This is a genomic window from Variovorax glacialis (assembly GCF_051216375.1).
In the GTDB taxonomy this organism is placed as follows: domain Bacteria; phylum Pseudomonadota; class Gammaproteobacteria; order Burkholderiales; family Burkholderiaceae_C; genus Variovorax.
The window spans coordinates 792,290-810,256 of the sequence record NZ_JBPJZT010000002.1; the positions used below are offsets into that span (position 1 = coordinate 792,290).

General features: G+C 66.5%; 16 protein-coding genes. 15 read left to right on the forward strand and 1 reads right to left on the reverse strand.

Annotation, left to right across the window (positions count from 1 at the left end; all coding sequences use genetic code 11):
* Positions 1-55 precede the first annotated feature (55 nt).
* From ACSFBL_RS08155 to ACSFBL_RS08205, 11 genes are all read left to right on the forward strand, one after another.
* The gene (locus tag ACSFBL_RS08155; protein WP_435515233.1) at positions 56-4,354 is read left to right on the forward strand and encodes a GAF domain-containing protein; all 4,299 of its coding nucleotides are present in this window, start codon (positions 56-58) and stop codon (positions 4,352-4,354) included.
* Positions 4,355-4,579: 225 nt separating this feature from the next.
* On the forward strand, positions 4,580-4,936 hold the full coding sequence (locus ACSFBL_RS08160) for an STAS domain-containing protein (RefSeq protein WP_286569115.1): 357 nt from the start codon (positions 4,580-4,582) through the stop codon (positions 4,934-4,936).
* Positions 4,936-5,373, forward strand: coding sequence for an ATP-binding protein (locus tag ACSFBL_RS08165; protein ID WP_435515234.1), 438 nt, complete (start codon positions 4,936-4,938; stop codon positions 5,371-5,373). The genes ACSFBL_RS08160 and ACSFBL_RS08165 overlap by 1 nt, the downstream gene beginning before the upstream one ends.
* A gap of 43 nt (positions 5,374-5,416) precedes the next feature.
* Entirely contained in the window at positions 5,417-6,043 is a 627-nt protein-coding gene (locus ACSFBL_RS08170) for a hypothetical protein (RefSeq protein ID WP_435515235.1), read from the forward strand.
* A gap of 58 nt (positions 6,044-6,101) precedes the next feature.
* Positions 6,102-7,970: an OmpA family protein gene (locus ACSFBL_RS08175; RefSeq protein ID WP_435515236.1), complete on the forward strand. Its 1,869-nt coding sequence runs from the start codon at positions 6,102-6,104 to the stop codon at positions 7,968-7,970.
* Between the two features lies 1 nt (position 7,971).
* Positions 7,972-8,466 (forward strand): Rab family GTPase, encoded by a 495-nt coding sequence (locus tag ACSFBL_RS08180; RefSeq protein WP_435515237.1) that lies wholly within the window; start codon positions 7,972-7,974, stop codon positions 8,464-8,466.
* Between the two features lie 3 nt (positions 8,467-8,469).
* The gene (locus ACSFBL_RS08185; RefSeq protein ID WP_435515238.1) at positions 8,470-9,684 is read left to right on the forward strand and encodes a PP2C family protein-serine/threonine phosphatase; all 1,215 of its coding nucleotides are present in this window, start codon (positions 8,470-8,472) and stop codon (positions 9,682-9,684) included.
* Between the two features lie 232 nt (positions 9,685-9,916).
* Positions 9,917-10,201 carry a hypothetical protein gene (locus tag ACSFBL_RS08190; protein WP_435515239.1) on the forward strand — a complete coding sequence of 95 codons (285 nt, stop codon included), beginning with the start codon at positions 9,917-9,919 and terminating at the stop codon, positions 10,199-10,201.
* 191 nt (positions 10,202-10,392) lie between these two features.
* Positions 10,393-10,737 carry a hypothetical protein gene (locus ACSFBL_RS08195; RefSeq protein ID WP_435515240.1) on the forward strand — a complete coding sequence of 115 codons (345 nt, stop codon included), beginning with the start codon at positions 10,393-10,395 and terminating at the stop codon, positions 10,735-10,737.
* A gap of 178 nt (positions 10,738-10,915) precedes the next feature.
* Positions 10,916-11,122 carry a hypothetical protein gene (locus tag ACSFBL_RS08200; protein ID WP_435515241.1) on the forward strand — a complete coding sequence of 69 codons (207 nt, stop codon included), beginning with the start codon at positions 10,916-10,918 and terminating at the stop codon, positions 11,120-11,122.
* 227 nt (positions 11,123-11,349) lie between these two features.
* Positions 11,350-13,737 (forward strand): catecholate siderophore receptor Fiu, encoded by a 2,388-nt coding sequence (locus tag ACSFBL_RS08205; protein ID WP_435515242.1) that lies wholly within the window; start codon positions 11,350-11,352, stop codon positions 13,735-13,737.
* 63 nt (positions 13,738-13,800) lie between these two features.
* On the opposite strand, the gene ACSFBL_RS08210 is transcribed toward ACSFBL_RS08205, so the two are convergent.
* Positions 13,801-14,139 carry a hypothetical protein gene (locus ACSFBL_RS08210; RefSeq protein ID WP_435515243.1) on the reverse strand — a complete coding sequence of 113 codons (339 nt, stop codon included), beginning with the start codon at positions 14,137-14,139 and terminating at the stop codon, positions 13,801-13,803.
* Positions 14,140-14,289: 150 nt separating this feature from the next.
* On the opposite strand from ACSFBL_RS08210, the gene ACSFBL_RS08215 reads away from it, so the two are divergent.
* From ACSFBL_RS08215 to ACSFBL_RS08230, 4 genes are all read left to right on the forward strand, one after another.
* Positions 14,290-15,114, forward strand: a complete 825-nt coding sequence (locus tag ACSFBL_RS08215) for a YihY family inner membrane protein (RefSeq protein ID WP_435515244.1) — start codon at positions 14,290-14,292, stop codon at positions 15,112-15,114.
* 154 nt (positions 15,115-15,268) lie between these two features.
* Entirely contained in the window at positions 15,269-15,853 is a 585-nt protein-coding gene (locus ACSFBL_RS08220; RefSeq protein WP_435515245.1) for a hypothetical protein, read from the forward strand.
* A gap of 58 nt (positions 15,854-15,911) precedes the next feature.
* A complete protein-coding gene (locus tag ACSFBL_RS08225; RefSeq protein ID WP_435515246.1) occupies positions 15,912-16,619 on the forward strand; it encodes a hypothetical protein in 708 nt (235 codons plus the stop codon).
* Between the two features lie 3 nt (positions 16,620-16,622).
* The gene (locus ACSFBL_RS08230; RefSeq protein WP_435515247.1) at positions 16,623-17,957 is read left to right on the forward strand and encodes a hypothetical protein; all 1,335 of its coding nucleotides are present in this window, start codon (positions 16,623-16,625) and stop codon (positions 17,955-17,957) included.
* The last annotated feature ends 10 nt before the right edge of the window (positions 17,958-17,967 follow it).

A 17,967-nucleotide genomic window follows, 5' to 3' on the forward strand; every position in this document is an offset into this window, starting at 1 on the left:
GCCGCGGTGCGCCGATCGCGCATCAACCCGCTGATCGCAGAAGGCAGATGCCCCCATGGCTGAGTCCCGGTCTCGACCCCTGTCGAAGCACCCGCCGCGCGCGGGCAGCAAGCTGCACGACCCTTTCGAGCGGCTGGTCGACATCGGCCTGCGGCTGAACGAGCTGCACAGCGCCGACGACGTCTTCCACATGCTGGTCGACGAAGCCGCACGGCTGACAGGCGCGCAGCGGGTGCTGCTCGTTCTCGACACCCCGACCGGCCTGGAGAGCGCAGGCTCGGTTCTTCCGCCGGGTGAAGACGCCGCTGCGCTCTTGCGCGCCATCACGCCGTGGCTCGTCGATTCCCGTCGCACCCGCAAGCCGACCCTGCGGCACGGGCCCGAGGGCGCCGCAACGGCCGACCAGCGCTCATGCCTGATCGCGCCGCTGGTCGCGCAGAAAGCGCTGTCCGGCTACCTCTACGCCGACGTCGAAGGCTCGGTCGATCGTTTCGACCGCGTGCACCGCGACCTGCTGGCGACGCTGGCGCGCCAGGCGGCGGGCGCCCTCGCCCACCTGCGCGTTCATGAAAGCCTCCAGCACGAGTTGGCCGAGTCCCGCGTGGAGCGCACGCAGCGCGCCAACGAGCTAAAGCTCATCAACGGCATCCAGCAAGGCATGGCCGCCAAGATCGGGTTCCAGGCCATCGTCGATCTCGTGGGCGACCGGTTGCGCGAACTGTTCGATTCGGGTGACTTGAACATCGTGTGGTGGGACGACAAGACGAACCTGGTCCAGGTGCTCTACCGCTACGAGCACAACCGCCCCCTGCCGCTGCCGCCTCCGCGACCGTTGACGCCCGAGCACCCGCTGAATCACATCCTGCACAGTCGCAAAAGCGGCGTGTCGAACACGCGCGAGGAGCAGACCCGGATCGGCCTGCATCCCGCGCCGGGCACCGACTGGGCGCACTCGATCGTCGCCGTGCCGATCATCGGCAAGGACCGCGTGCTCGGCATCATCGCGTTGCAGAACCACGAGCGCGAATACGCCTTCGGCGCACACGAGGTCCGACTGCTCGAGACGGTCGCCGCCAGCATGGGCCTGGCGCTGGAGAACGCGCGCCTGTTCGACGAGACCCGGCGCCACGGCCGGGAGATGCAGGAAGCGCTGGCGCACCAGACCGCCGCTGCGGAGGTGCTGAAGGTCATCGGCAGCTCGATGGCCGACCCCGGGCCGGTTTTCGACAAGATCGTCGAATGCTGCGAGCACCTGTTCGATGCCAGCTCGTTCGCCCTGATGATGGTCGACGACCAGGGGCAGCTCACCCTCGCACGGTGGACGCTGACTGCAGCCGGTCGCGCCGCGATCAGCGAGGAACGCATGGCCGAGTTGAGGGCGATCATGCAGTCGAACTATCCGATGCCGATGGCCGGCACGCAGGCGGAACTGTCATTCCTCACGGGCGACCTCGTCGAATTCGAGGACGTGCTCAACGATCCCGCAGCGCCCGAGACGATGCGCCGCAACGCGGAACGCGCGGGGACGAGCTTCGCGAATCTCTCGGCGCCGCTCATCTGGGAAGGCCGCGGCATCGGCATCCTGAGCATGCAGCGCACCGAGGTCGGTCCGTTCCGGCCCAGCGAGCGTGCGCTGCTCAAGACCTTCGCGGACCAGGCCGTCATCGCGATCCAGAACGCGCAGCTCTTCAACGAGACGCAGGCCGCGCTGCACAAGGTCGAGGTACGCACCGCGGAGCTGACCGAATCGCTCGAATACCAGACCGCCGTCAGCGACGTGCTGCGTGTCATCAGCGAGTCGCCGACCGATGTCACGCCGGTGTTCGAGGCCATCCTGGATTGCACGATGTGGCTGTTCGAAGGTCCCGCATCCGCGATCTTCAGCTTCGACGGCAGACTGGTTCATCTGGCGGCGACCCGCAACTGGACGCCGGAGGCGCTGGAAGCCGCGCGCGCGGTGTGGCCCGCGCCGCCCGATGCGCGCCAGCTCAACGGCCGTGTCATCCTGGAGCGGAGGCCGCTGAGCATCGTGGATGCTTGGTCGGATCCCGACTACGACCGCCGGCTCGCGAACAGCGGCAACAGGCGCCGCATGATCTGCGCGCCGATGCTCAAGGACGGCGTGCCGATCGGCGCCATCACCACCGCCTGGCCGGAGCCCGGCGAGACGCCGCAGCGGCAGATCGACCTGCTCCAGCTCTTCGCCGACCAGGCCGTGCTCGCGACCGAGAACGTGCGGCTCATCCACGAAACCCGCGACGCGCTCGAACGGCAGACCGCCACGGCGGACGTGCTGCAGGTCATCAGCGAATCGATGGAAGACGCGCAGCCCGTGTTCGACAAGATCCTGGAGAGCTGCCAGCGCCTGTTCTCCGGCACGCAACTCGGCATCTCGCTGATCGGCGACGACGGGCTGGTGCACCTGGGCGCCCACCGCGGGTCCGCCCGCGAAATACTGGAGCGCTTCTATCCGCGGCCCATCGATCATTCGCCCTTCGGTGATTCCATGGCGGGTCCCGAAGTGCTTCACCTTCCGGACGCGCTCGCGGAGCCGCAACTGCCGCCGTTCATGCGCGAGGTGGCCGACTACATGGGCAACTTCGCGATCCTGATCGCTCCGCTGACATGGGAGGGCCAGTACATCGGATCGATCCACGTCGCGCGGCAACCGCCCGAAGCCTTCGTCGACAAGGAGATCAAGCTCCTCGAGACCTTCGCCGACCAGGCCGTGATCGCCATCCAGAACGCGCGCCTGTTCAACGAAACCAAGGAGGCACGCGCCGCCGCCGAAGCGACGAACGAAGCCAAGAGCGCCTTCCTGGCGACGATGAGCCACGAGATCCGAACGCCGATGAATGCGGTGATCGGCATGAGCGGCCTGTTGCTCGACACGCCGCTCGACAGCGAGCAGCAGGACTACGTCTCGACGATCCGCGACTCGGGCGATGCACTCCTGACCATCATCAACGACATCCTCGACTACTCGAAGATCGAGGCCGGCCGCATGGACGTCGAGCAGCATCCGTTCGACCTGCGCGACTGCGTCGAGTCGGCGCTCGACCTGGTGAGCGCGCGCGCGGCCGAGAAGAAGCTCGACATCGCCTACGTGTTCGAAGGCGATGTGCCGGTTGGCGTGAACGGCGACCTCACGCGACTGCGGCAGATCCTGCTGAACCTGCTGAGCAACGCGGTGAAGTTCACCGAGTCGGGCGAGGTGGTGCTCACTGTCAGCGCCGCCGGGCAGCCCGGCGACAGGGTCGAACTGACCTTCGCGGTGAGCGATACCGGCATCGGACTGTCGGAGGAAGGCAAGAGCCGGCTGTTCCAGTCCTTTTCGCAGGCGGACTCCAGCACCACGCGCAAGTACGGCGGCACCGGCCTGGGCCTGGCGATCAGCAAGCGGCTGGCCGAGTTGATGGGCGGCACCATGTGGGTCGAGAGCGATGGCCCGGGCCACGGCTCGACCTTCTACGTCACCATCGATGCACAGGCAGCGGAGGCGCCGCCGAGCAAGCGCCCGGCCGTCAGCGGCGTGCACCTCGACCTGCAGGGCAAGCGGGTGCTGATCGTCGACGACAACGCCACCAACCGTCGCGTGCTCGACCTTCAAACCGGCAAATGGGGTATGGCGCCGCGCGATACAGAGTCGCCGGCCGAGGCGCTGCAATGGCTTGCAAAGGGCGAGCGCTTCGATGTCGCGATCCTCGACATGCACATGCCCGAGATGGACGGCGTCGACCTGGCACGGCGCATTCGCGCCAACAACACGACATTGCCGCTCGTGCTCTTCAGCTCGCTGGGCCGGCGCGAAGTCGGCGACGCGGAAGCATTGTTCAATGCCTTCCTGTCGAAGCCGATCCACCAGTCCCAGCTGTTCGACACACTGGTGAACGTGCTCGCCGACGTGCCCGCCGCGAAGGCTGCGCCCAGCGCCGCCGTCAAGCCGCAGATCGATCCGACGATGGCGACGCGCCATCCGTTGCGCATCCTGCTCGCCGAAGACAACGCGGTGAACCAGAAGCTTGCGATGCGCCTGCTGCAGCAGATGGGCTACCGCGCCGACCTCGCGTCCAACGGCATCGAGGCCGTGGAGTCGGTGCAGCGCCAGACCTACGACGTGGTGCTGATGGATGTGCAGATGCCCGAACTCGACGGGCTCGATGCGACGCGCCAGATCTGCACGCTGCTCGACGCGACGCAGCGTCCGCGCATCGTCGCCATGACGGCCAATGCGATGCAGGGCGACCAGGAGATGTGCTTCGCGGCCGGCATGGACGACTACCTCACCAAGCCGATCCGCGTCGAACGCCTCGTTGAGGCCTTGCACAACGTGCCAGCACGCAACGATCGGTAACGAGACGCTTCAGGAGCCCTTCGCACGCGCATCAACCCGTCGGCACTCTGTCGACGCGATCACGATTTGGGCGTAAGCTAGAAAAAGGTTCTACCTGTTGCTCTTTATCTGTTGCTCGAAGGACGCTCTTGTTTTCTTTTAGAAACAAGAACACCTTGCAAACGAGACAATTCTCGCAACGGAGGACCCCCATTCAGACTCATCGACATCGACTGCGGAGAGTGTATGGACCTGAGGAGCGAACAGCTGGCTGACGGCGTGGAAAAGATCAGCCTGGTCGGACGCATGGACAGCATCGGCGGTCACGACATCGACATGCGCTTTGCGGCGCTCGTGGCGACCCGGAAGCTTCTTGCCGTCGTCGATATGTCCGAGGTGTCCTTCCTCGCATCCATCGGTATCCGCACACTCGTGATCAATGCAAGGGCGCAGTCCTCGCGCGGTGGCGTCATGGCGCTCGCCAACCCTCAGCCCCTCGTTGCGGAGGTGCTCAAGATGGCAGGGATCGACACGATCATCCCCGTCTACCCCGACGTCGATACCGCCTGCAGTGCGCTGATGGCGGCAGCCGAAAGCCGCTGATGACTCCGATCGACGGGGAGCCGCAGGCATCCCTGATCGTTGACAGCGAGTTGCGCGAGTTGCCTCGCGTGAGTGCCTGGGTGCACGAGTGGGCGGAGCAGCAGCACCTGCCTGAGAGGGTCGCGCAGAACCTCGACCTCTGTTCCGCAGAGGTGGTCACGAACATCATGACCTACGCCTGCAACGAACACGCGCAGCGCATCTTCCTGCACCTCGGTTGGCAGGGCGAGGACGTGGCCCTGGACGTCGAGGACGAGGGCAGCCGGTTCGACCCCCGCCAGGTGCCCGCGCCGGTACCGGCGACCAGCGTCCACGATGCACGCATCGGGGGCTGGGGCATTCCCATTCTTCGGCACTTCTCCGATGGCCTTCGCTACCGCCACGAAGACGGCCGCAACTGCCTGACGCTTCTCTTCCGGGCGTCGGCACCGCATTGATCCAGCTTCGACCGCCCATCATCCACAACCGAGGAGTCAATCTATGGCAACCGCAGCGAAAACCCCCCAAGGCATCGATACGCAGAGCGCATTGGCGGCACAGGCGGCCCTGGCCGCTGCACAGCCCAACGGCGCGGGCGAGAGTTCCGGCGTCGACAAGATGCGCGAGTTGCTGTTCGGCAACCAGATGCAGGACTACGACAAGCGCTTCTCGATTCTCGAGGATCGCTTCCAGCAAAGGCTGCGCGACATCGAGTCGGAGTCGACGCGGAACCTGGCGAGCCTTGAATCCACGATGAAGAAGCAGCTCGAATCGGTCGCCGGCCAGTTCCGCGAGGAAAAGGACCTGCGTTCCGATGCCGACAAGGAGCTGGAGCGCAGCCTGCGGGATCACACCCAGGCGCTGGAGAAGCGCCTGGCGCAACTGTCCGACCAGCTCGCGCGGCACGAGCGCGATTTCACGGACCGCCTGAGCCACGAGATCCAGGGCCTGCGCGAAGAGATGCGCAAGCGCCAGGACGACAGCCGCGCCACCACAGAGCGCATGTTCGCCGAGCTCAGCAACGTGAAGACCGATCGCAACCTGCTCGCGGGCCTGTTCGTCGAGATCGCCAAATGCCTGAACCAGGACGTCGCGCCCAAGGGCGGCAACGGCATCGAGCGCGGGTGAACCGCGCGGCCGGCGCGCCGGATCACCCCGTTCGACCGGACGCCCGGGCGGAGGCGAGGTGAACGCGCGCCTGTCGCTGACCGCGACGAGTGCGCCCGGCAGCGCTTCCAGCGAGGATACGAACACGCGGCTGGCCGGCCTGTTGCTGGAACTGGCGCGTTGCGTCGATCCGAGCGTGGCAGCGGCGGTGCCGAGCCGGCTCGACGCCGATCCGCGGCTGGACGCCCTGCGCGGCGTGCTGCTCGAACCCGAGCAGGTGGCACTGGCGCGGCTGCAGCAGAAGATCGACGACCCCGACGAATTCGCCGACGCGGTGGGTACGGTGCTGCCTGCCGCGTTCAGGTTGGCCGCGGCCGCGAAAGACGACCGCCTTGGCCAGGCCATCGCACCCACGGTCGAGCGTGCCACCCAGGCCTCCATCCAGAAGAACCCGGGCACGATGGTCGACATCCTCTATCCCGTGATGGGGCCGGCGATCCGCAAGGCGATTGCCGAGACGCTGGAGGGCTCGCTGCAATCGATCAACCAGGCGATCAAGCACAGCCTGTCGTGGCGCGGCCTCAAGTGGCGCATCGAGGCCTGGCGCAGCGGGAGTACCTTCGCCGAGGTGGTGCTGCGGCACACCGCGGTGTTCAGCGTGGAGCACCTCTTCCTGGTCCATCGCAAGACAGGCCTGTTGCTCGCGCATGTGGCGCGGGACGTCGCGACCACGCGCGACCCGCAGCTGGTCTCCGCGATGCTCTCCGCGATCCAGGATTTCGTGCGCGATTCGTTCGATGAGTCGGGCAGCGGCGCCGCGAGCGGCCGCAGCATCGACAGCCTGCGCCTCGGCGACCTGCTGCTGTGGTGCGAGGAAGGTCCGTCCGCGTTCCTGGCCGCCGTCATCCACGGCAATCCGCCTGCGATGGTGCGCACGCGGATGGGCGAAACGCTGGGCGCCATCCACGAGCACTGGCGTGCGGAGCTCGACGAATTCAGTGGCGACACCGCGCCCTTCGAGGAAGCCGCCGCCGAGCGCATGCGGCCCTGCCTGCTCTCGCAGACCGCCGAGACACACCGAAAGATTTCGCCGCTGCTGTGGTTCATCCCGTTGGCGCTGCTGGTCGCCTTGGGCTACTGGGTCGGGCAACGGATCGTCGAGCGCCAACGCGTCAGTGCCTACGTCGCGGCGCTGCAGGAGCAACCCGGCATCGTGGTGACAGGCTTCGAACGCCGCGACGGAAGATGGCTGGTGTCAGGCCTGCGCGACCCGCTGGCCATGCCGCCGGAAACGCTGCTGGCGCAATCGCGCCTCGACCCAGCCATGGTCGTCGGCCGCTGGGAGCCCTACCAGGCGCTGCATCCGGCCATCATGCTCAAGCGCTTGCAGGCCACATTGAATCCGCCAGCCACGGTGAACCTGTCGCAGGATGCGAGCGGTGTGCGCGTCACCGGCAGCGCGACGCCCTACTGGATGGAAAAGGCGCGGGCCTTCCTGCTGACCCTGCCTGCCGGCGCACCGACGGTCGACCTCAGTGCCCTCAAGGATGTGCAGGACCCCAACTATGTGCGGCTGCACGATGCCATCCAGGCACGTCTCATCCATTTCGAGAACAACGTTGCGCGGCCCGCCGCCAGCCAGGAAAGCGAGCTCGACGCCATCGCCGCCGAAGTGCGCGAGCTGATCCAGGTGTCGCGCACCTTCGGCTTCCCCGTGAAGGTCACCATCGTCGGCCATGCCGATGCCACCGGTAAGGAAAACTCCAATCTCGCCCTCAGCCTCGGCCGTGCGGAAGTCGTGCGCTCCATGCTGCGCGCACGCGGCGTGGACCCGACATTCCTCGCCGTGCGTGGCGCCGGTCCGCTGGAGCCATTGAGGCCCGGTGCCAGCGAGGACGAACTGTCGATGAACCGGCGCGTGTCCTTCGTCGTGAGCTCCGGCGAATAGCATGCTGCAAAAGAAGATCTGCCTGCTCGGTGCATTCGGCGTGGGAAAGACCAGCCTCGTACGCCGCTTCGTCGACACCATCTTCTCGGACGCCTACCTCACCACGGTGGGCGTGAAGATCGACAAGAAGGTGGTCACCGCCGATTCGGAGGAGATGGCACTCATCCTCTGGGACATCGCCGGCGAGGACGAAGTGGCGGCCGTGCGCGTGAGCTACCTGCGTGGCGCTGCCGGCTATCTGCTCGTCGTGGACAGCACGCGGCCTGAAACCCTCGACACCGCGGAGTCGATCCAGAGGCGCATCAGTGCGGAGATCGGTGGCGCTCCCTTCTTCGTGCTGCTCAACAAGACGGACCTCGTGGAAGACTGGGCGATCCCGCAGGAGCGGATCGAGGCACTGGAGGCCGCGGGCTGGTCCTTTCGCCGAACGAGCGCCAAGACGGGCCTGGCGGTCGAGGAGACCTTCCAGGAACTGGCGACGCGCCTGGCGAGATAGGCCATGCTCGATCTTCCGCCGCGCATCTCCGACTCGCTGCTGATGTTGCTGCATGCGCAGCGTGTTCTCGCGCATCTGGTCATCGACGATTCGCAGAACCTGGTGCAGGCCGGCGGCCACCTGGATCACTATGGTCTGGCCACCCTCCAGTCCGGCGGGCCCGCGAGCGATCAGATTCCCTTCCTCGAAGGGCTGCTGCCGCTTGTGGAGACGCCTTTCCTCATCCGTTCGATGGAGATGCCCAGCGGCCGCGTCGCGGACGTCCATTTCTTCGCGGACGACGGCACGGTCTGGGTTCTTCTTCTCGACGTGACGGCGGAATACGAAGAGGCGCGCCTGGTGCAGCAGAAGGCCTACGACATGACCTTGCTCAGCCAGCGCGAAGCCCGGCTCATCGCGCAGCTCGAATCGGCCAATCAGGAACTGACGCGCGCCCACGATGAACTCGCCGCCTCCCGCGAAGCCTTGCTGATCACCCACGACCGGTTGCAGCAGGAACTGCGCGATGCCGAACGCTACGTCCGCGCCATGCTGCCGGCGCCGGTGTCGGGACTGCTGGCGATCGACTGGCGTTTCGTTCCTTCGACGGAATTGGGCGGCGATTCCTTCGGCTACCACTGGATCGACGACGAGCACTTCGCGCTCTACCTGATCGACGTCTGCGGCCACGGGGTGGGCTCCGCCCTTCTCTCGGCGGCGGTCGCCGACACGCTGCGCTCGGGGGCCCTGTCGCGCACCGACTTCCACAAGCCGGCGGAGGTGCTCGCCGCGCTCAACCTCGCCTATCAGATGGAAAGCCACGGCGAGTTGTTCTGCACCGTCTGGTATGGCGTCTATCACCGCGGCACACGCTGCCTGCGCTATGCCTCCGCGGGCCACCCGCCGGCCGTGCTGGTCAGCGGCCCTTGCGATGCGGTGGGGGACGTCCGCCCGCTGCCTGCGTCGGGGCCGTGTGTCGGCATCTCGCCGGCCGCGAGCTACAAGGACCAGGAATGCGTCCTGCCATCGCCTGCGAGGCTCTTCGTCTTCAGCGACGGAACCTACGAGATCAACAGGCCGGATGGCTCCATGCTGGCGTTCTCGGCGTTCACCGACATGCTCGCGCGCCCGGTGCGCGACGGGGAGTCGGAGCTCGACAACCTGCTGGAATTCGCGCGGGAGGCCCATGGCCCCGGCGTGCTCGAGGACGATTTCACGATCATCAAGATGGCGCTTTAGCAGCGATCAGGAGCGCGCGCCGGGGCGCGTGCGCGAAGCCAAAGATCGGCACCGCGTTGCTGGATCCGCATTGTGCGTGCGGCTTCACGAGACTTTCCTCACGCCAAGGCCCGCCATCTTGCGGGACGAGGAAGCCGTCTTCGAGGGTCTTCAGCGATGCTTAAGACACCGCGCCGAGACTGATTTTTCAGGCACCGAACAGTCTCGAGCCAGACCGAAAGGATCAACCACCATGAAATCCGCCGCCCCCCAGCCTCTCACCCCGTCGCAGATTGCACTCGTGCTCGAGTTGCTCGAGCTGCATCAACTGGCGCCGAAAGAGACGGCCGCGAAGTTCAACCGATTGAGCCAGGTCGGCACCTTCTCCGAGGCCCAGCAGGACGCGATCGAGATGCTGTTCGCACTCGACGAAGACGAGATCCCCGATGCGCTGTTCGATTTTGCGGATGACGAAGCGCGACACGTGGTTCGCGACGGCCTTCCGCACGAGGCGCGCCTCAGTTTCGTGGCTGCCTGAGGACCGCCCCCAGCGCATTCGCTGCACACGATTCGCTCCGGGGTTGCTTGCACGCGACACATTCCCGGAATTCATGAGCAGCTTGGGCCACTCTGTGCGAACACCGTATTGCATTGCCGGCCAGGGTTGCCTAATCTGTGATCAATGGACCAAATAGCTCTTTAATCACACCCACTTAGAGCGTACTTTTCATGTGGACCGCGATGCTCATCCTGCTCGCTCTGGCACTGCGCGAGATCTACCTCGAGCGCTGGTTGAACAGGTCCGTATGCATCAAGACCCGAAGGCAAGGCTGGCTTGATGTGGAGATCCGGCGCCGGGTCGCCATGGAAAGACTGCCGCGGCATGTGTCGGAATACCCCGTCCCGCGCGAGGAACGGATCCTCGTCAACCGCCTGGTCGGCATGGTGCTGTGGCATCGCGAGGTCAGCGTTGCCTTGCCCAACAGTGCGTGCGAGCACCTCTCCGATGTCACTCCCCAGGAGTTCGATCGCGAGTTTCCCGCCTGGCTGAGACTGGTCAACGGCGCGAACTGAAATTCATCTCCCGCCCTATACCTGAACGGGCGAACCCCTGCCCGCGCTGCCGGCGCCCGAATCCGGTTTAATGCACCTCCCGGTCCCGCCACATCGTCGGCGACCTGCAGGAAGCGAACGGATGCAGACGAGTTTTCAAAGAACGGACTTCGACTACGACGGATGGAACGTCCGGATCATGCTGGCGTGGGACAGCTTCGCGCGCAGCTATTCGGCGCGCGCGGAACTGTTTCTCGACGGCGCCTTCCGGTGCCGCATCGCACGACGCGAGGCGCTTTTGGAAGAAAGCCAGATCGTCGCCTCGCTGCGGGACCGCGCCAAGGCATTCATCGACGACTGGCGCCAGCGCGCCCACGACGCGGACAGCGAATTCGCCGAGCTTTGAGCTCAGGTCAGCCTTGAAGTCCAGGCCGTCACTGATGCAAAAAACCAACAGACCTCCCCAGGTTCGACGCTTTACGCAAACCTAAGGTAAAAAAAGTTAAAGCAGCCGTATTGAGAGTAATTATCATTTGAGACCCTTGAGGCCGCCGCGCCTCCGGTCTCATAGCCACTCCGAATCAGGATCAGCCAAGAGAGACACCCTCTTCTGTCCTGCCTTTTGGAGCTTTCATGGCGTATATCAAGAGCCGCAAGCACGCTGTCGCGCGCGCGGTCCCACCCCTCAGTACGGCTGCAGCGGCGACTCTGTTCGCGTTGACTCTGCCCGTCGCGGCGCAAACCACCTCGAACACGCTGAAGGAAATTCGCGTCGAGGAGAGCATGGGTGACTTCAAGGTCGACAACTCGGCCAACCCCAAATTCACCGCCCCGCTGGTCGACACGCCGCAGACCATCCAGATCATTCCGGAAACACTGATGCGCGAGCAGGGTGCCACCACCCTCAGCGAGGCGCTGCGCAACACGCCCGGCGCCGGCGCCTTCTTCCTCGGCGAGAACGGCAGCACGAGCACCGGCGATTCGATCTTCCTGCGCGGCTTCGACGCCTCGGGCAGCATCTTCGTGGACGGCATCCGCGACCTCGGCACGATCTCGCGCGACGTCTTCAACATCAACCAGATCGAAGTCGTCAAGGGCCCGTCGGGCACCGACATCGGCCGCAGTTCGCCGACCGGCTACATCAACCTGATCACCAAGAAGCCGACGCTGGAGAACGCCTTCTCCGGCTCGCTCACCTACGGCAGCGCCGATTTCGCTCGCGGCACGATCGACTGGAACCGCGTGATCAACAGCGAGGACGGCTCCGGCACCGCCTTCCGCCTGAACGCCGTCGCCGAAGACGGCGGCGTCGCCGGGCGCGACTGGGTCAAGAACAAGCGCTCGGCGATCGCTCCGTCGCTCGCCTGGGGCCTCAACACGCCGACCCGCGTCTTCCTCGACTACCTCTACGTCAAGCAGAACAACGTCCCGGACGGCGGCGTGCCGACCATCGGCCTGCCCGGCTACACGACGCCCGACGCCCTGCTGATCAACTCGCCGATCCTGCGCCGCACCTTCCTCAACGACGCGCAGCGCGTGGATTCGTCGAACTTCTACGGCACCAGCTCCGACTTCGACGACGTCACCGCCAACATGTTCACAGCGCGCGTCGAGCACGACATCACGCCCGACACGACGATTCGCAACATCACGCGCTACGGCAAGACGTCGCAGGACTACATGCTGACCTCGTTCATGCTGGGCGGCCTCACCGCAACCCGCGTCGGCACGACGAACACCTACCGCGGCACGATCCCCGCGGCCAACGCCGGCTTCATCGCCACGCCGAACCCCGCCCAGCCGACGACCTGGACCGTCACGCGCAACCTGCCGACCAACAAGGACGTGGACAACACCATCTTCGTCAACCAGACCAGCCTCGCCACCAAGTTCAACACCGGCAGCTTCAGCCACACGGCGAACTTCGGGCTCGAACTCCTGCGCGAGAAGCAGGAGTCCGGCAACTTCTATGCGCCCGGCTTCGCTTCGGTGAACACCACCTTCGCGCCCGCGGGCTCCTGGCCGGTCGCCAACCTCTACAACCCGAACCCGGACGTCGTCGGCTACAACCGCCTTTCCAACGGCACCGGCTCCTTCGGCCAGACCGACACCGTCAGCCTCTACGCCTTCGACACGATGAAGATCAACGAGCAATGGCAGCTCACGGGCGGCCTGCGTTTCGACCACTACAACACCGACTACTCCGCCACGGCACTGGTGCTCCCGGCACGCACGATCACGCCGACCGACCTGAACACCTCCGGCGACCTCTGGACCGGCAAGATCGGGCTGGTCTACAAGCCGGCCGAGAACGGCAGCATCTACGCCGCCTACGGAACCTCCGCGCAGCCCCCGGGCGGCGCCAACTTCCAGCTTGCCGCCGGCGGCACGGGCAACAGTGCGAACCGCATCGATTTCGAACCGCAGGAATCCAAGACCTACGAGATCGGTACCAAGTGGGACGTGCTGCACAACCGGCTGTCGCTCACCGGCGCGCTGTACAAGACCGAAGTCACGAACGAAATCGTCCAGGATCCCACCACCCTGCTGTACTACCAGACCGGCAAGAAGCGCGTGCAAGGCATCGAGCTGGGCGTGGTCGGCGCGATCACGGACCAGTGGGGCATCAGTGCCGGCTTCACGACCATGGACACCAAGGTCACCAACGGCCCGGCCGTGACGGCCAGCGGGAACGACGTCCTGGCCTACACCCCGAAGAACGCGTTCACGCTGTGGACAAGCTATCAGCTGCCCTTCGGCCTGACGATCGGTGGCGGCGCCCGCTACAACGGCAAGCTCGAGCGCGGAACCGACGGTGCGGTCGGCACGCCGGCCTACACCGACGCCTATTGGGTGTTCGATGCCATGGTGTCCTACCGCATCAACAAGAACGTCGAACTCCAGTTGAACCTCTACAACCTCACCAATGAGGACTACGTGGCGGCCATCAACAAGAGCGGCTACCGCTACACGCCGGGCATTCCGCGCTCGGCGCGCCTCACGGCCAACGTGGCCTTCTGATCGAACCTCCCGATCACATGGAAAGGGCGGCCCTCGGGTCGCCCTTTTCCATTGGCTCCGCGCTCAGACCCGGATGCCCAAGTCGAGGCTCCGCCGGTTGGCCCACAGATTGACCAGCGCGTCCAGTTCCGTCGCGTAGATGCCGGTCTGCGGCGTACCGCGGGTGCCGTCGCTCCGGGGCTTGTTGCGCATGGATGCGTGCCAGAAGCCATCCGACTGCTGCCTGTACTGACCGAGGAACTCATAGCCCAGCGGCCATGCCAGCGAGAACGCACATCGGCGAAGCAGCAGGCCATCGCTTCGGGATCCTTCCACGCCCTTGGTGGATACGAGCATGTGCACGCCATCGTCCTGAAGGACGTTTTCGCTCGGAAGTTGCGTCGGTGAATGTTGTTTGTCCATGACTGCCTGTGTATCGGCGGCCCATGCGGCAAGTTGTAGTCGGCGTGTCATAAAAAAGTGCAAGCGCGGGTGTTCCCATCACAATCGCCTTCCCGCGGCGGCAACCCCTCCCGGCGCAAAGCCAGTCGACTTCTCCCCTTTCCGCGATCCATGCTCACCCTGACCCGCCTGACCCTCCAGCGCGCCAAGAAAGAACGCCTGCCCCAGGTCGCCGGCAGCCTGACCTTCACGACCCTGCTTTCGATCGTGCCGCTGCTGGCCGCGAGTTACGCGCTGTTCACCCACTTCCCGATCTTCAAGCGCTTCAAGGACGCGCTCCAGGAGTTCCTGCTGAGCCGGCTGCTTCCAGCGGACATCGCCCGCACGGTCCTGAAGTACCTGAACCAGTTCGCATCGAACGCCAGCGGGCTGACCTGGGTCGGCTCGCTCTTCCTGCTCGGCGCGGCGATCGCCATGCTGCTGACGGTGGAGAACGCCCTCAACCAGATGTGGGAACTCAAGCGGAACCGCCCCTTCTTCAAGCGGGTCGGCCTGTACCTCGTGATGCTGGTGGTCGGCCCGCCTGTCCTCGGCCTGAGCCTGTGGGCCACGTCGTATCTGCTCGGCACCTCCGTGGGCCTGATCGGCGCGTTGCCGCCTTCGCTCGCCTTCGTGCTCGACCTCGGCCCGCTCCTGCTCGGCGTGACGGCACTGACGAGCATGTTCTACCTCGTCCCGAACACCAAGGTCAGGCTGCGCGATGCCATCGCCGGCGGCCTGATCGCCAGCATCGCCTTCGAACTCGGCAAGCGCGGCTTCACGGCCTACCTCGTCAAGGTGCCCACGTACAAGGCGCTGTACGGGACCTTCGCCGCCCTCCCGATGTTCCTGCTGTGGGTGTACTTCTCGTGGCTGGTCACGCTCGTCGCGGCCATGATGACCGCCAACCTGGCTGCCACGCGACGGCGAACAGGAAGCAGGCCCGCCCGGGCCTAGCAGGGCGCGAAGCGGACTTCGCCCCGCGCGGGGCCTGAGCAGCCGAAGACGAAGCGCTCTTCGCCCGAACCGCCTCCAGAGCCCCTGAAAGCAGCACTTTCCGGCTGGCATGGCCTATGCGGAAGCAAGACCAGTTCTGCCAGAAAGGCCGACCATGAACCGGATGCTGCTGGGCTACAACCCCGACTTCGATCTCTTCGAGGACACCCGCGCCGCGGGACCCGCCACGGCGCAGGCGGGCCGCAAGGCCGTGGTGTTCGACACCGAGTCCGCTGGCCTCGCCGCCGAACTGCTCAACGCCGCGAGCGGGCAGCACCTGGCCGCGACGCTCGGGCGCATGGTGCGGGCGCATGCGACGCCGAACAGGTCCGGCCCAGCAGCCGCCGAACTGGTCGCGCTGCTGCGCACCGCGGCGCGGCAGGCACTGCCGCACGTGGCCGGCGCAACGGCCCGGCACACCGGGACGGCCTACAAGCGCATGGGCCGCTTCTTCGGCATCGAGCTCGAAGGCCTGACGCCTGAAGACAAGGAATACGAGCTGGTCCGCCGCTTCGCACAACTCACCCGCGAAGCCGCGCGCCATCTCGCCAGGGCACCGGGGGGGCTTCCGCCGGCGGCCGCCGCGCGCTGGGCCGCCGGCCGCGCCGCGCGCCGCCTCGCGCCAGGCTGGACGCGGGTCCTGGGTGCGTCCGGCGCGCCACCTTCCGCACCCGCAGGCCGATGGGGCCTGAACCCCTGATCCGCAGGATCACCGCCGAGGCGTGCGCGCCTCTTCCGCTTCACCCTAGGAGACCGCTATGCATGACATCGATCGCACCCAGCTGGAATACAACCCCGAGTCCAGCTACGAATCCGGCGCCTACGAGTTCGGCCAGCAGGAATGGTCGGGCGAGAGTTACGGCGAAAGCTACGGCGAGAGTTTCGAGAGCTACGGCGAGACCGTGCTCAACGAAGCGGAAGAAGCCGAACTCGCGACCGAGCTGCTCGAAGTCACCAACGAGGCCGAGCTCGACCGTTTCCTCGGCAACCTCCTGAGCCGTGCGGCGAGTGCGGTCGGGTCGGTGGTGCGTTCGCCGATCGGGCAGGCGGTGGGCGGCGTGCTCAAGGGCGTGGCGAAGAAGGCGCTGCCGCTGGCCGGCGCCGCGGTCGGCACCTACCTCGGCGGACCACTGGGCGCCAAGATCGGCAGCGGCCTGGCATCGGCGGCCGGCAACGCGCTGGGCCTCGAAGCGGAATCGCTCGAACAGGAAGACCGCGAGTTCGAAGGCGCCAAGCAGTTCGTCCGGCTCGCTGCCGATACGGTGAAGCAGGCGGCGTCGGCGCCGCCCGGTGCGGACCCGCGCGCCGTGGCGCAGAGCGCCGCCATCTCGGCCGCCCAGAAGCTCGCACCCGGCCTGCTCAATGCCGCGCGCGGCGCCGTCGGCGGACCTTCCTCCGGCATGGGCGGTGCCCGCAGCGGCCGCTGGATGCGCCGCGGCAACAAGATCGTTCTCTACGGGGTGTGAGCGATGACCATCAGCCCCTTCGCCGCATGGATGCTCGCCCAGGAGGCGCGCGCCCTGCTCACGCGCCTGGCCCGGGTCAAGCCCTTCGCCCTGATCGAACCGATGCTGCCCGCCGCCGCGCTGCAGCCCGGTGCGCAGGCCGCGACGGAGCGCTACCTGGTGGCCGGCCGCCGCGAGATGCGCGCGATGGTGCTGGGCTTCCTCTCGTGGCTGCAGGGTGCGCCGGCGGAGCGGGCGAGCGCGGCGGAGGCGCAGCGTCGCTTCACGATCCTGCGGCTCAAGTTCAACGCCGTGCTGACGCAGTTCGACCTGTTCAACGACGTCATCTCGCAGCGCAGCGAGCACGACACCGGCGTCTGGCTCTGCGGCCTCGACATCGTCGCCGCCGACGCGCTGGCGCTGCCGGGCTACTACGAGGTGCCGCCCCTCATGTGCTACCTCGACCGCGGCGTCGGCGCCGCCATCCGGCGCGCGCGCACCCGGCTGCCGGGCGGCGGCGAAAGCCCCGTGGCGGTGATCCGCGTGCCGCGCGAGCGCATGGTGGGCAGCGGCATCGCCTCGTCGCTGATCCACGAAGTCGGCCACCAGGCCTCCGCATTGCTCGACCTCGCCAACTCGCTGCGTCCGCTGCTCCAAGGCATGCAGCGCAACGGCGGCAACGCATGGCGATTGTTCGAGCGCTGGATCGGCGAGATCCTGAGCGACTTCTGGTCCTGCGCCCGTCTCGGCATCACGGCCACGGTGGGCCTGATGGGTGTCGTGAGCCTGCCGCGCGCCTTCATGTTCCGGCTCAACCTGGACGATCCCCACCCGGTGCCGTGGATCCGGGTGCGGCTCTCCTGCGCGATGGGTCACGCGATGTACCCGCATCCCCAGTGGGCCCGGCTGGCCGCGCTCTGGGAGTCGTACTACCCGCTCCAGGGCCTGGACGCCGGCACCCGCGGGCTGTTCGACGAGCTGCTCGCCGCGATGCCGGGCTTCGTCGGCCTCCTGGTGGACCACCGTCCGCGCAGCCTGCGGGGTCGCTCGCTGAGGGAAGTGCTGGGCGTGGCCGATCACCAGCCGGCGCAGCTCGCGGCGACCTTCCAGACCTGGCGCGCCGCGCCCGCGGCCCTCTACCGCGCGCCGCCCACGCTGGTGTTCGCGGTGCTGGGCCAGGCCCGCGCCAACGGGCAGCTCACGCCCGAAGAAGAAAGCCACCTGTTCGCGAAGCTGCTGACGCACTGGGCGTTGCGCGGCGCGCTGCGGGATGCCACGACCTGTGCCGGCGCCACAGCGGACGCCGCACGGATGTTTGCCGTGCGGTCACGGCACGAACTCGGCCTGACGGTTGTTTAAGGAGAATCAC